Origin of the sequence: Streptomyces sp. NPDC048370 (genome assembly GCF_043200825.1) — a bacterium.
GTDB lineage: Bacteria > Actinomycetota > Actinomycetes > Streptomycetales > Streptomycetaceae > Streptomyces.
Map to the genome: position 1 here is coordinate 250,673 of NZ_JBICYI010000007.1, position 13,373 is coordinate 264,045.

General features: G+C 71.0%; 11 protein-coding genes. 6 read left to right on the forward strand and 5 right to left on the reverse strand.

From position 1 onward, the window contains the following. Genes ACGFYP_RS18205 through ACGFYP_RS18215 form a run of 3 tightly spaced genes read left to right on the forward strand, consistent with a single transcriptional unit; the run spans position 1 to position 3,133 of the window. Entirely contained in the window at positions 1-1,152 is a 1,152-nt protein-coding gene (locus ACGFYP_RS18205; RefSeq protein WP_393494007.1) for a Gfo/Idh/MocA family protein, read from the forward strand. Further along, positions 1,149-2,312 carry a dihydrodipicolinate synthase family protein gene (locus ACGFYP_RS18210; RefSeq protein WP_393494010.1) on the forward strand — a complete coding sequence of 388 codons (1,164 nt, stop codon included), beginning with the start codon at positions 1,149-1,151 and terminating at the stop codon, positions 2,310-2,312. Before ACGFYP_RS18205 ends, ACGFYP_RS18210 begins: the two co-directional genes overlap by 4 nt. Next, positions 2,309-3,133, forward strand: a complete 825-nt coding sequence (locus ACGFYP_RS18215) for a sugar phosphate isomerase/epimerase family protein (protein ID WP_393494013.1) — start codon at positions 2,309-2,311, stop codon at positions 3,131-3,133. Before ACGFYP_RS18210 ends, ACGFYP_RS18215 begins: the two co-directional genes overlap by 4 nt. A gap of 49 nt (positions 3,134-3,182) precedes the next feature. Here the strand turns inward: ACGFYP_RS18215 and ACGFYP_RS18220 are convergent, their stop codons facing one another. Together ACGFYP_RS18220 and ACGFYP_RS18225 are read right to left on the reverse strand one after the other, a co-directional pair. Next, on the reverse strand, positions 3,183-3,647 hold the full coding sequence (locus ACGFYP_RS18220; protein WP_393494016.1) for a DUF937 domain-containing protein: 465 nt from the start codon (positions 3,645-3,647) through the stop codon (positions 3,183-3,185). A 10-nt stretch (positions 3,648-3,657) separates the two neighbouring features. Further along, positions 3,658-4,446 carry an alpha/beta fold hydrolase gene (locus tag ACGFYP_RS18225; protein ID WP_393494019.1) on the reverse strand — a complete coding sequence of 263 codons (789 nt, stop codon included), beginning with the start codon at positions 4,444-4,446 and terminating at the stop codon, positions 3,658-3,660. A gap of 124 nt (positions 4,447-4,570) precedes the next feature. On the opposite strand from ACGFYP_RS18225, the gene ACGFYP_RS18230 reads away from it, so the two are divergent. Further along, on the forward strand, positions 4,571-6,796 hold the full coding sequence (locus ACGFYP_RS18230; RefSeq protein ID WP_393494021.1) for an ATP-dependent RecD-like DNA helicase: 2,226 nt from the start codon (positions 4,571-4,573) through the stop codon (positions 6,794-6,796). Positions 6,797-6,975: 179 nt separating this feature from the next. Beyond that, entirely contained in the window at positions 6,976-8,265 is a 1,290-nt protein-coding gene (locus tag ACGFYP_RS18235) for a citrate synthase (RefSeq protein WP_393494024.1), read from the forward strand. A 407-nt stretch (positions 8,266-8,672) separates the two neighbouring features. On the opposite strand, the gene ACGFYP_RS18240 is transcribed toward ACGFYP_RS18235, so the two are convergent. Further along, a complete protein-coding gene (locus ACGFYP_RS18240) occupies positions 8,673-10,901 on the reverse strand; it encodes a heavy metal translocating P-type ATPase (RefSeq protein ID WP_393494027.1) in 2,229 nt (742 codons plus the stop codon). Positions 10,902-11,107: 206 nt separating this feature from the next. Further along, the gene (locus tag ACGFYP_RS18245; protein ID WP_393494030.1) at positions 11,108-11,341 is read right to left on the reverse strand and encodes a heavy-metal-associated domain-containing protein; all 234 of its coding nucleotides are present in this window, start codon (positions 11,339-11,341) and stop codon (positions 11,108-11,110) included. Positions 11,342-11,493: 152 nt separating this feature from the next. Between ACGFYP_RS18245 and ACGFYP_RS18250 the strand changes: the two genes are divergently transcribed. Then, a complete protein-coding gene (locus tag ACGFYP_RS18250) occupies positions 11,494-12,708 on the forward strand; it encodes a cation:proton antiporter (protein WP_393494033.1) in 1,215 nt (404 codons plus the stop codon). Here the strand turns inward: ACGFYP_RS18250 and ACGFYP_RS18255 are convergent. Beyond that, on the reverse strand, positions 12,686-13,357 hold the full coding sequence (locus ACGFYP_RS18255) for a TetR/AcrR family transcriptional regulator (RefSeq protein ID WP_393494036.1): 672 nt from the start codon (positions 13,355-13,357) through the stop codon (positions 12,686-12,688). The two genes, ACGFYP_RS18250 and ACGFYP_RS18255, sit on opposite strands and share 23 nt — an antisense overlap. Positions 13,358-13,373 lie beyond the last annotated feature (16 nt).

A 13,373-nucleotide genomic window follows, 5' to 3' on the forward strand; every position in this document is an offset into this window, starting at 1 on the left:
GTGACACGCAGGACAGTCCGTATCGCCATGAACGGCGTCACCGGACGCATGGGCCACCGCCAGCACCTCGTCCGCTCGATCCTCGCCCTGCGCGAGCAGGGCGGCCTGGATCTCGGCAACGGCGAGACCCTCTGGCCCGAACCCGTCCTCGTGGGCCGGCGGGAGTCCGCCCTGCGCGCCCTCGCGGAGCGGCACGGCCTCACCGAGTGGTCCACCGACCTCGACGCGGTCCTCGCGGACGAGAGCGTGGAGATCTACTTCGACGCCCAGGTCACCTCCGCCCGCGTGGAGGCGATCCGCAGGGCCGTCGCCGCCGGCAAGCACGTCTACACCGAGAAGCCCACCGCCGGTGACCTCGCGGGCGCCCTGGAGCTGGCCCGCCTCGCCCGCGAGCAGGGCGTCAAGCACGGCGTCGTCCAGGACAAGATCTTCCTGCCGGGCCTGCTCAAGCTGAAGCGGCTCATCGACGGCGGCTTCTTCGGCCGGATCCTCTCCGTGCGCGGCGAGTTCGGCTACTGGGTCTTCGAGGGCGACTGGCAGGACGCCCAGCGCCCCAGCTGGAACTACCGCGCGGAGGACGGCGGCGGGATCGTCGTGGACATGTTCCCGCACTGGGAGTACGTCCTCCACGAGCTCTTCGGCCGGGTCACGAGCGTCACCGCGCACGTCGCCACCCACGTCCCCGAGCGCTGGGACGAGCACGGCAAGCCGTACGCCGCGACCGCCGACGACGCCGCGTACGGCATCTTCCAGTTGGAGGGCGGCGCGATCGCCCAGATCAACTCCTCCTGGACGGTCCGGGTCAACCGCGACGAGCTCGTCGAGTTCCAGGTCGACGGCACGCACGGCTCGGCCGTCGCCGGACTCCGCAACTGCCGCGTCCAGCACCGCTCGGCCACCCCGAAGCCCGTCTGGAACCCGGACGTCCCGGCGACCGAACCCTTCCGCGAGCAGTGGCAGGAGGTCCCGGACAACACCGAGTTCGACAACGGCTTCAAGGCGCAGTGGGAGCTGTTCCTGCGCCACGTGGTCCTCGACGAGCCGTACCACTGGGACCTGCTGGCGGGCGCGCGCGGCGTGCAGCTCGCCGAGCTCGGGCTGCGGTCCTCGGTCGAGGGCCGGCGCCTGGAGGTCCCGGAGGTCACGCTGTGATCCGCCTCCCCGACGCGTCCGGCGGGGTACGGGAGTACACCCCGCGCCCGGCGCGCCCCCTCGCCCCCGTGGGCGGCGCCCTGACCTCCCGTACGGTCTTCTCCGCCGCGCACGTCGTCGCCGACCCGTACGCCGACACCACCCCCGACGGGCCGGCCGCCGTCGACTGGGACGCCACCCTCGCCTTCCGCCGCCACCTCTGGTCGCACGGCCTGGGCGTCGCCGAGGCCATGGACACCGCCCAGCGGGGGATGGGCCTGGACTGGGCGGGCGCGGCCGAACTGATCCGCCGCTCGGCGGCCGAGGCGAAGGCGGTCGGCGGCCGGATCGCCTGCGGCGTGGGCACGGACCAACTGATCGGCCCGGCCACTTTACTGACGGTCCGTAAGGCGTACGAGGAGCAGCTCGCGCTCGTCGAGGAGGTCGGCGCCCAGCCGATCCTCATGGCCTCCCGCGCCCTCGCAGCCGCCGCCGAGGGCCCGGACGACTACCTCGACACGTACGCGCATCTGCTGCGCCAGTCGGCCGAGCCGGTGATCCTGCACTGGCTGGGCCCGATGTTCGACCCGGCGCTCGACGGGTACTGGGGCTCGGCCGACCTCGACAAGGCGACCGACACCTTCCTGGAGGTCGTCGCGGCCCACCCGGACAAGGTCGACGGCATCAAAGTCTCCCTCCTGGACGCCGGGCGCGAGATCGACCTGCGCCGCCGCCTCCCGGAGGGCGTCCGCTGCTACACGGGCGACGACTTCCACTACCCCGAGCTGATCGCGGGCGAGGAGCCGGCGGCGGGAGGACGCTTCAGCCACGCCCTGCTCGGCATCTTCGACCCGCTGGGCCCGCTGGCGGCGGAGGCCGTCCGCAGCCTGGACGCGGGGGACGTGAAGGGCTTCCGGGAGCTCCTCGACCCGACGGTGGAGCTGTCACGGCACCTCTTCGAGACCCCGACCCGCTTCTACAAGACGGGAGTCGTCCTCCTCGCCTGGCTCGCCGGCCACCAGGACCACTTCACGATGGTCGGCGGCCTCCAGTCGGCGCGCTCGCTGCCGCACCTGGCGCGGGCGTACGAACTGGCGGACCGGCTGTGCCTGTTCCCGGATCCGGAGCGCGCGGAGTCGCGGATGCGCTCCCTTCTGACCGTGTACGGAGTCGAGCGATGAACCCCCTGGCGCGCTTCAGCATCAACCAGATGACCGTGAGGCAACTGTCCCTGCCGGAGCTGGTGGAGAACTGCGTACGGCTCGGCGTCCCGGGCGTCGGCCTGTGGCGTGAGCCGGTCGCGGAGTACGGCCTGGAGCCGACGGCGAAGCTCGTACGCGACGCGGGCCTGACGGTCACCTCGCTCTGCCGGGGCGGCTTCTTCACGGCGGCGGAGTCCCTGGCGGAGGTTCTGGACGACAACCGCGCGGCGATCGACGAGGCGGCGGCCCTGGGCACGGACACCCTGGTCCTGGTCTCGGGCGGCCTCGCCCCCGGCAGCCGCGACCTGACGGCCGCCCGCGCCCGGATCACGGAGGCGATCGCCGAACTCGCCCCGTACGCGGGGGAGCGGGGCGTCCGGCTCGCGATCGAACCCCTCCACCCGATGTACGCGGCGGACCGCTGCGCGGTCTCCACACTCGACCAGGCCCTGGAGATCGCCGAACGCTTCCCCGCCTCACAGGTGGGCGTGGTCGTCGACACGTACCACGTCTGGTGGGACGACCGTGCCCCTGCGGCGGTCGCCCGCGCGGGCGCGGCGGGCCGCATCCACGCCTTCCAACTGGCCGACTGGACCACCCCCTTGCCGGCGGGCGTCCTCAACGGCCGGGGCCGGCTCGGCGACGGCGCGATCGACCTCCGGTCCTGGCGCACGCTCGTCGAGGCGGCCGGGTACACGGGCCCGATCGAGGTGGAACTCTTCAACGACGAGCTGTGGTCACGGGACGGCGCCGAGGTCCTGGAGGAGACGGCGGCCGGTTTCGTACGGGAGGTGGGCTGACCCTCGGTCGGTGGGCGGGGCGCGCCGGGTCTCCGGTGTGGCGTCCCGCCTACTTCTTGGGGCCGCCCAGGATGTCGCCCAAGCCGCCCGCCCCCGCCTTCTTGCCCGCCGCGCGCTTGGTGATCACGGCGAGGACCACGGGGACCACCAGCTCGATCGCGCGGGAGACCGTCGCCGGGGGGAGGCCCGTCTTCTTCGCGACCGCGTTGGCCGCGGGCTTCGCCAGTTTGCCGAGGACCCCGGCCATGAGGCCGCCGCTCACCAGGCCTCCGAAGCCCGCCACGCCCTGGAGCGGCGGCTCGGCGGAGGTGGCCTCCTCGACGGCCTGCCGTACCTCGTCCGCGCTGTGGGGTTCGGACGCCGCCTGCCGCAGCTCGCCGGAGAGCGCGGACACCGAACTGCCCACGACCTCCTGCGCCCCGGCCGCGTCCGTGCCGAGCAGTCCGGCGATCTCCTGGAGCCGGTCGTCGCCCAGCTCGGTCAGCACGTCGTCCTGGAACGATTCATCACTCATGCCGGAAACGCTACGTTTCCTCCGACGTCTCGGCACGTCGGAGCGCCGCCGCGCAGGCCCCCGCGAACGCCTCCGGGTTGTCCAGCATGATGTTGTGCCCGCAGTCCGGGATCGCGACGACCGACACCCCCGAAGCGGTGAGCGCGTCGGAGCCCGGGAGCGGGCCGTCGGACTCCGGCAGCAGGTAGGTGCGGGGGATCGTCAGCTCCAGCAGGAGCTCGCGCATGGTGGGGACGGTGCCGCGACCGAGGTGGACCGCGGTGCGGTGCAGGCCCTCGCGGCCGGCCAGGCGCATCGTGGACCACCAGTGGGGGCCGACCCGGTCGCGGACCTCCTCCCAGCCGCCCGCCAGGAACTCCTCCTCGGAGTAGGAGGCGAGGCCGCTACTGCCCGCGGAGACGGGCGAGGGCGGGTTCGGGTCCAGGTTGGCGTCGACCAGCACCAGGCGGGAGACCAGGTGGGGATGGCGGGCCGCGAGGACGATGGCGACCGCGCCGCCCATGCTGTGGGCGATCAGCTCGGCTCCCGTGACCCCGGCGGAGGTCAGGGCCGCGGCGAGGGCGTCCGCGTGGGATTCCAGGGTGTAGTCGAAGCCCGTCGGCCGGTCGCTGATGCCGTGACCGAGCAGGTCGATCAGCAGCGAACGGTGCCCCGCCAGCAGCGGGTTGACCGCGGCCTCCGTGAAGTAGGCCGGTGACGTGGAGCCGAGGCCGTGCACGTAGACGCGGGTGGGCTCCCGCCCCGGCAGTTCGACCCAGCGGATCCGGTCGCCCTCGGGCGTCACGGTGGCGGTGCGCACAGTCTGTTCCCCTCCGGCCGAAGCCAAGATCGATGGAGGGGACGAGCGTAACCACCCGTACCGATCGTCCACAGGCCTTTGCACACCCGCCCCCGATGTCCGAGCCCTTCGCTACCTTCGGGTCATGTCCAACGAGGGTCGGGGTCACGGTCAGGCAGTCGTCGAAGGGGTGCTGGAGCGGGTCACGTACGCCAACGAGGAGAGCGGGTACACGGTCGCCCGCGTCGACACCGGCCGAGGCGGCGGCGACCTCCTCACGGTCGTCGGGGCGCTGCTCGGCGCCCAGCCGGGCGAGTCGCTGCGGATGGAGGGGCGTTGGGGCTCCCATCCGCAGTACGGCAAGCAGTTCACGGTCGAGAACTACACGACGGTGCTGCCGGCCACCATCCAGGGCATCCGCCGGTACCTCGGCTCCGGGCTCATCAAGGGCATCGGCCCCGTCTTCGCCGACCGCATCACCCAGCACTTCGGCCTGGACACCCTCGACATCCTCGAAGAGGCCCCCGCGCGACTGATCGAGGTCCCCGGACTCGGCCCCAAGCGCACCAGGAACATCACCGCCGCGTGGGAGGAGCAGAAGGCCATCAAGGAGGTGATGGTCTTCCTCCAGGGCGTCGGCGTCTCCACCTCCATCGCCGTGCGGATCTACAAGAAGTACGGCGACGCCTCGATCTCCGTCGTCCGCAACCAGCCCTACCGGCTGGCCGCCGACGTCTGGGGCATCGGCTTCCTCACCGCCGACCGGATCGCCCAGGCCGTCGGCATCCCGCACGACAGTCCCGACCGGGTCAGGGCCGGGCTGCAGTACGCCCTGTCGCAGTCCACCGACCAGGGCCACTGCTTCCTGCCCGAGGAGCAGCTGATCCGGGACGCGGTGAAGCTGCTCCAGGTCGACACGGGTCTGGTCATCGAGTGCCTCGCCGACCTCGCGGCGGATCCCGAGGGGGTCGTACGGGAGTCGGTGCCGGGGCCCGAGGGGGAGCCGGTCACGGCCGTGTACCTGGTGCCGTTCCACCGTGCCGAGCTGTCCCTCGCCGGGCAGGTCGGACGGCTGCTGCGGACCCCCGAGGACCGGATGCCGGCCTTCCGGGAGGTCGTCTGGGACAAGGCGCTCGCCTGGCTCGCCGACCGCACCGGGGCCTCCCTCGCGCCCGAGCAGGAGGAGGCCGTGCGGCTCGCCCTGACCCGTAAGGTCGCCGTGCTCACCGGCGGCCCGGGGTGCGGGAAGTCGTTCACGGTCCGCTCGATCGTGGAGCTGGCCCGGGCCAAGCGCGCCAAGGTCGTCCTCGCCGCGCCCACCGGCCGGGCCGCCAAGCGCCTCGCCGAGCTGACCGGCACGGAGGCGTCGACCGTCCACCGCCTCCTGGAGCTGAAGCCGGGCGGCGACGCGGCCTACGACAGGGACCGGCCGCTCGACGCCGACCTGGTCGTCGTGGACGAGGCGTCCATGCTGGATCTGCTCCTCGCCAACAAGCTCGTGAAGGCCGTGGCACCCGGTGCCCACCTCCTCCTCGTGGGGGACGTGGACCAGCTGCCCTCGGTCGGCGCGGGGGAGGTGCTCGGCGATCTGCTCGCCCCGGACAGCCCGGTTCCGGCCGTCCGGCTGACCCGCATCTTCCGGCAGGCGCAGCAGTCGGGGGTCGTCACCAACGCCCACCGCATCAACGCGGGTCTGCCGCCCGTCACCACCGGCCTGCCCGACTTCTTCCTCTTCGCCGAGGACGAGACCGAGGACGCCGCCCGGGTCACCGTCGACGTCGTCGCCCGACGAATTCCCGCCAAGTTCGGTCTCGACCCGCGCACGGACGTGCAGGTCCTGGCCCCGATGCACCGGGGCCCGGCCGGCGCGGGCGCGCTCAACGGTCTGCTCCAGCAGGCGGTCACGCCGGCCCGCCCCGATCTCCCGGAGAAGCGGTTCGGCGGCCGGGTCTTCCGCGTCGGCGACAAGGTCACGCAGATCCGGAACAACTACGAGAAGGGCGCCAACGGCGTCTTCAACGGCACCGTCGGCGTCGTGACCTCGCTCGACACCGTCGAACAGCGCCTGACCGTACGGACGGACGAGGACGAGGAGGTGCCGTACGACTTCGACGAGCTGGACGAACTGGCCCACGCGTACGCCGTCACGATCCACCGTTCGCAGGGCAGCGAGTACCCGGCGGTCGTGATCCCTGTCACCAACAGCGCCTGGATGATGCTCCAGCGGAACCTGCTCTACACGGCCGTCACCCGGGCCAGGAAGCTCGTGGTCCTGGTCGGCTCCCGCAAGGCGATCGCCCAGGCCGTACGTACGGTTTCCGCAGGCAGACGCTTCACCGCCCTGGCCCACCGGCTCTCGGCAGCCGTGTGAAAGACCACCCCGGACTTCCCCGAACGGGGCGAAGGGGGCAAGATGAGCAGGTTGGCGGCACTGAGTGCCGCCAATTGGCCCAATGGTCGACCCCGAGTGCACTCTCCTGAGCCAAATGGGGGATGGTAGAGACAGTCAGGGCACCTCGAAGAAGAGGCACTACGTCGGTGAGGGATGACGTGAGCGACAACTCTGTAGTACTGCGGTACGCGGACGGTGAATACACCTACCCGGTGGTCGAGAGCACCGTCGGCGACAAGGGCTTCGACATCGGGAAGCTCCGAGCCCAGACCGGTCTGGTCACCCTGGACAGCGGATACGGCAACACCGCCGCCTATAAATCCGCGATCACCTACCTCGACGGTGAGCAGGGCATTCTGCGGTACCGCGGCTACCCCATCGAGCAGCTGGCGGAGAGCTCCACCTTCACGGAGGTGGCGTACCTGCTGATCAACGGTGAGCTTCCCAAGGTCGACGAGCTCGCGACCTTCAAGAACGAGATCACCCAGCACACGCTGCTGCACGAGGACGTCAAGCGTTTCTTCGACGGCTTCCCCCGGGACGCCCACCCGATGGCGATGCTCTCGTCTGTGGTCTCCGCGCTGTCCACCTTCTACCAGGACAGCCACAACCCGTTCGACGAGAACCAGCGCCACATCTCCACGATCCGGCTGCTCGCCAAGCTGCCGACGATCGCGGCGTACGCCTACAAGAAGTCGATCGGCCACCCCTTCGTCTACCCGCGCAACGACCTCGGGTACGTCGAGAACTTCCTGCGCATGACCTTCTCGGTCCCGGCCCAGGAGTACGAGCTGGACCCGGTCGTGGTCTCCGCGCTCGACAAGCTGCTGATCCTGCACGCGGACCACGAGCAGAACTGTTCGACGTCCACCGTCCGTCTGGTCGGTTCGAGCCAGGCGAACATGTTCGCGTCGATCTCCGCCGGCATCTCGGCCCTCTGGGGCCCGCTGCACGGTGGCGCCAACCAGTCGGTCCTGGAGATGCTCGAAGGCATTCAGGCCAACGGCGGCGACGTCGACTCCTTCATCAACAAGGTGAAGAACAAGGAGGACGGCGTCCGCCTGATGGGCTTCGGCCACCGGGTGTACAAGTCCTTCGACCCGCGCGCCAAGATCATCAAGGCAGCGGCGCACGACGTCCTCTCGGCGCTCGGCAAGTCCGACGAGCTGCTGGACATCGCGCTCAAGCTGGAGGAGCACGCGCTCTCCGACGACTACTTCGTCTCGCGCAACCTCTACCCGAACGTGGACTTCTACACGGGCCTCATCTACCGCGCGATGGGCTTCCCGACCGAGATGTTCACCGTGCTCTTCGCGCTCGGCCGTCTGCCGGGCTGGATCGCCCAGTGGCACGAGATGATCAAGGAGCCGGGGTCCCGCATCGGCCGCCCGCGCCAGATCTACACCGGCGAGGTCCTGCGCGACTTCGTCCCGGTCGAGGGCCGCTGACACGCCTGTTGCGTCACGCGCGCGAAGGTCGCTGACGCGCCCGTCGCGTAACGAAAAGCGCCCCGCTGTCGATCCCCCCACGGGTCGACGAGCGGGGCGCTTTCCATATCCCCGGTGCGGATTCCCCCCACGGGATCCGGGCCGGGCGTCTGCCGGGTTCAGCAGAAGCTACGCGGGTCTGCGCGGTCTGCCGGGGTACGTACGTACGGGAGGGCCGCTCAAAGCTCCCCGGTGCACGTGCCCCGGCCAACGCTTGCCTGAGACGTCCCCCAAGACATCCCATGAACGTCCCCCAAGACGTTCTTGGCATCGCCCACTTAGACTCGCGAACGGCCCGAATGGTTACCCCCAAATATCTGTGATCTAGGTCTCTTTGTGAAGGTCCTGTGCGTCACGTGTAGGTGAATTCACGTGAAGTGCCGAAGTCGCAGGCTGTTTGTCACGACAAAGACGGACGAAAAGGCCATGGCCAGACCGGCGATCATCGGGTTCAGCAGGCCGAGAGCGGCCAACGGAAGCGTCGCCACGTTGTAACCGAAGGCCCATCCCAGGTTTCCCTTGATCGTCGCCAGGGTCCGGCGGGCGAGCCGGATGGCGTCCGCCGCCACCCGCAGGTCGCCCCGGACCAGCGTCAGATCGCTCGCCTCGATCGCGGCGTCCGTGCCGGTGCCCATGGCGAGACCCAGGTCGGCGGTGGCCAACGCGGCGGCGTCGTTCACGCCGTCCCCGACCATCGCGACCGTCCGGCCCTCCGCCTGGAGGCGACGGACCACCTCGACCTTCTCCTCCGGCAGGACCTCGGCGAAGACCCGGCCCGCGTCGATGCCGACCTCCGCCGCAACCGTCTCGGCCACCGCCCGCCCGTCCCCGGTCAGCAGGACCGGCGTCAGGCCGAGATCCCGCAGCCGCGCGACCGCTTCCGCGCTGGTCTCCTTCACGGCGTCGGCGACCGTGAGGGCTCCGCGCGCCCGCCCGTCCCAGGCGACCTGGACGGCCCCCGGCTCCGGTACGCCCTGTGCCTCGACGCCCTCGACGCCCTCGGCCGTCAGGAGGGCCGGGCGGCCCACCAGGACGGCGTGGCCGTCGACCGTGCCGCGCACCCCGAGGCCGGGCACGTTCTCGAAGGAGGTCGGCACGGGCAGCTCGCCGAGCTTCTCCGCGGCGCCCGCCGCGACCGCGCGGGCCACCGGGTGCTCGGAGGCGTGCTCCAGGGCGCCCGCGAGGCGCAGCAGCTGGGCCTCGTCCACACCCTCGTACGCGTACACCTTCGTCAGCCGCATCCGGCCGGTCGTGACCGTGCCGGTCTTGTCGAGGACGACCGTGTCGACGCGGCGGGTGGACTCCAGGACCTCGGGACCCTTGATGAGGATGCCGAGCTGCGCGCCGCGCCCGGTGCCGACCATGAGCGCGGTCGGGGTCGCCAGGCCCAGGGCGCAGGGGCAGGCGATGATCAGTACGGCGACGGCGGCGGTGAACGCGCCGGTGGTGTCCTCGACCACGAAAAGCCAGGTCAGCAGGGTGCCGAGGGCGATGTAGAGCACGACGGGGACGAAGACGGCGGAGATCCGGTCGGCGAGGCGCTGCACCTCGGCCTTGCCGTTCTGCGCGTCCTCGACCAGCTTGGCCATCCGGGCCAGCTGGGTGTCGGCGCCGACCCGGGTCGCCTCGACGACAAGGCGTCCCGAGGTGTTGAGGCAGCCTCCGGTGACCGGGTCGCCCGCGGTCACGTCGACCGGCACGGACTCGCCGGTGAGCAGGGACGCGTCCACGGCGGAGGAGCCCTCCGCGACGGTCCCGTCGGTGGCGATCTTCTCGCCGGGGCGGACGACGAAGCGTTCACCGGTCCGCAGTTCGGCCACCGGGATCCGTACCTCCGTACCTCCCCTCAGGGCGGCCACGTCCTTGGCCCCGAGCTCCATCAGGGCACGCAGCGCCGAGCCGGCCTTCCGCTTGGCACGGGCCTCCAGATAGCGGCCGAGGAGGATGAAGGTGATGACTCCGGCCGCGACCTCCAGATAGATCGCGGAGGCGCCTTCGCCGCGGTCGACGGTGAGGTCGAATCCGTGGCGCATGCCCGGCATGCCCGCGTCGCCGAAGAACAGGGCCCAGAGCGACCAGCCGAAGGCGGCAAGCGTGCCGACGGAGACGAGGGTGTCCATGGTCGCCGCGCCGTGTCGCAGATTGGTCCAGGCGGCCCGGTGGAACGGCAGCCCGCCCCAGACGACGACCGGCGACGCGAGGGTCAGGGAGAGCCACTGCCAGTTGTCGAACTGGAGGGCAGGGACCATCGCGAGCAGGACGACCGGGGCGGCGAGCACGGCCGAGACGGTCAGCCGTCGGCGGAGGGCGGCGAGCTCGGGGTCCTCCTCCGGGCTGTCCGAGTCCGACGGCTCGGGCTCCGGCGGTGCGGGCTCCTCCGCGGTGTAGCCGGTCTTGACGACCGTCGCGATCAGATCGGCGATGTCCGTCTCCGGCGGGTGCGCGATCCGCGCCTTCTCCGTCGCGTAGTTGACGGTCGCCGTGACGCCTTCCATCCGGTTGAGCTTCTTCTCGACGCGGGCGGCGCAGGAGGCGCAGGTCATCCCGCCGATGACGAGCTCGGTCGTCAGGGTGGCGGGCGCGGGGCTCGGAGTCATGTGCGGTTCCAAAGGGGAGCAGGGCCGTACCGCGTAACGGTACGGCCCTGCCGGGGTGGTGCGGGAGTCTGTCCCAGGCCTGGTGGACCTGGCGGTCCTGGCCTGGGTCAGGCCTGGCGGCTCTGGCCTGGGTCAGGCCTGGCGGCTCTGGCCTGGATCAGGCCTGGCGGCTCTGGCCTGGATCAGGTCGAGCGCTCTGGCTGGGCTCAGACCTGGCCGACCAGCTCGTAGCCGGCCTCGTCGACGGCGGCGCGGACGGCCTCCTCGTCGAGGGCGGCCTCGGAGACCACGGTGACCTGGCCTGTGGAGGCCACGGCCTTGACGGAGGAGACTCCGGCGATCTCGGAGATCTCGCTGGAGACCGCGCCCTCGCAGTGTCCGCAGGTCATTCCCTTGACCTGGTACACGGTGGTGAGTTCGGTCGTCGTCTCGGCGGTCATGACGGTCTCCTCTTCGAGGGCGTGCTGGTTCAGGCTCGTACTGAAGCAGATTATACCCCTAGGGGGTATAAATTCCAGTCCCGCGCCGATGCGACGTGGGTTCGGACAGGTCACCCTGCGCGTCGAGGTACTGAGGATGATAGATACCCGATATGTCGCATTCAGGGACCACGCTGATCCTGATCATGGCGATCGCCGTCCTGGCGCCGCTGCTCGCCTACGGGGTGGGACGCCGGCTGCCCGTGCCCCTCGTCATCTTCGAGATCCTGCTCGGCATCCTCATCGGCCCCGACGTGCTCGGCTGGGCACACACGGACGCCCTGATCGACGGCCTCTCGGAGCTCGGGCTCGCGATGCTGATCTTCCTCGCGGGGTACGAGATCGAGTTCGGGAAGGTACGCGGCGACACGCTCAAGCGCTCGGTGGGGGCGTGGGTGATCGCCCTGGCGCTCGGCCTCGGGATCGGGGTGCTGCTGGGCGGCGGGTTCCACAAGGGCGTCTTCATCGGCGTGGCGCTCACCAGCACCGCGCTCGGCACCGTCCTGCCGGTGCTGCGGGACGCGGGCGATCTGCACGGCCGGTTCGGCTCGGTCGTGATGGCCTTCGGCGCCGTGGGCGAGTTCGGGCCGATCACCGCGATGGCGCTGCTCCTGAGCGGCCGCGGCGCGGCCGAGTCGACGGCGCTGCTCGCCGTCTTCGCCGCCCTCACGGCGGTGGCGGTGCTCTGGGCGCTGCGGCCGAGGCCGCCGTGGTTCGCCACGATCATCCGGAAGACCCTGCACAGCAGCGGCCAGTTCGCGGTCCGGTTCGTCTTCCTGCTGCTCGCGCTGATGCTGGGCGCCTCGCAGGCCCTCGGACTCGACGTGCTGCTCGGCGCGTTCGCCGCCGGAATGATCACCCGGCTCGTCCTGACCGGCGCCGCGCCGGAGGCGGGACCGGCGATCCTGGAGAAGGTGGAGGCGGTGGGCTTCGGCTTCCTGGTGCCGGTCTTCTTCGTCGTCACCGGTGTCGAGTTCGACCTGGACTCGCTGCTCGACGGCGGCCGGACGCTGCTCCTGCTGCCGCTCTTTCTGCTGCTGTTCCTGGCGGTGCGGGGCGGCCCGGTCTGGTTCCTGGCCCCCGGCGACCTGACGCGCAAGGAGCGTGGCGCGCTGGTGCTCTACGAGTCCACGGCCCTGCCGCTCGTCGTCGCGATCACCACCATCGGCCTCGACGACAAGGCGCTTTCGGCGGGCGAGGCGGCGGCGCTGGTGGGGGCCGGGATGCTCTCGGTCCTCGTCTTCCCGCTCGTCGCGCTGAAGATCCGGGCGGGGGCGGGTGAGAAGGGGCTGCCGAAGGAGGCGATCAGGGGGTCGGAGTCGTGGTGACGGGGGTGGCGCGGTCATCGCCGTTCTCGAGCGCCGAGCCGACGATCGGGTCGAGGTAGCGGAAGAGGACCTTCTTCAGCTCGGCGGAGGTCGCGTCCCGCTCCGGCCCCTCGGGCGCCGCGAGCACCAGGGCGAGGCCGCCCTTGAAGACCGCGAAGGTCATGTCGGCGATGAGGGCGCGCTCCGCCCGCGGCAGGTCCGGGAGGTAGAGCCCCAGCAGATCGCCGATGCGGGCCAGGAGGGAGGCGTGCAGGGCGTCGTGCTCCTCGGCGATCCGGCCGGGGATGTCGGAGCCGTGCATCAGGGCGAGGAAAACCGGGTTCTGGCAGTTGAACTCGATCAGCGGGTCGACGACGGCGTCCAGCATCTCGGGCAGCGGCAGAGCGAGGTTCTCCGCGGTGAACGCCTGCCCGTGGGCCTCGCGCATCTCGTGCAGGAGGCGGTCGCCGAGCTCGATGGCGATGGCTTCCTTGTTCGGGAAGTACTGGTAGAGCGTGCCGGGCGAGACGTGCGCCTCGCGGGCGATCGCGTTGGTGCTGGCCGCGGTGTACCCGGAGGTGCAGAAGACGTTCGTGGCGGCCTGGAGCAGCTGCGCGATGCGGCGCTCGCCGCGGGCCTGGCGGCGGCGCGGCTTCGGTTCTTCGGACATGGCTGTCCACAGCCTC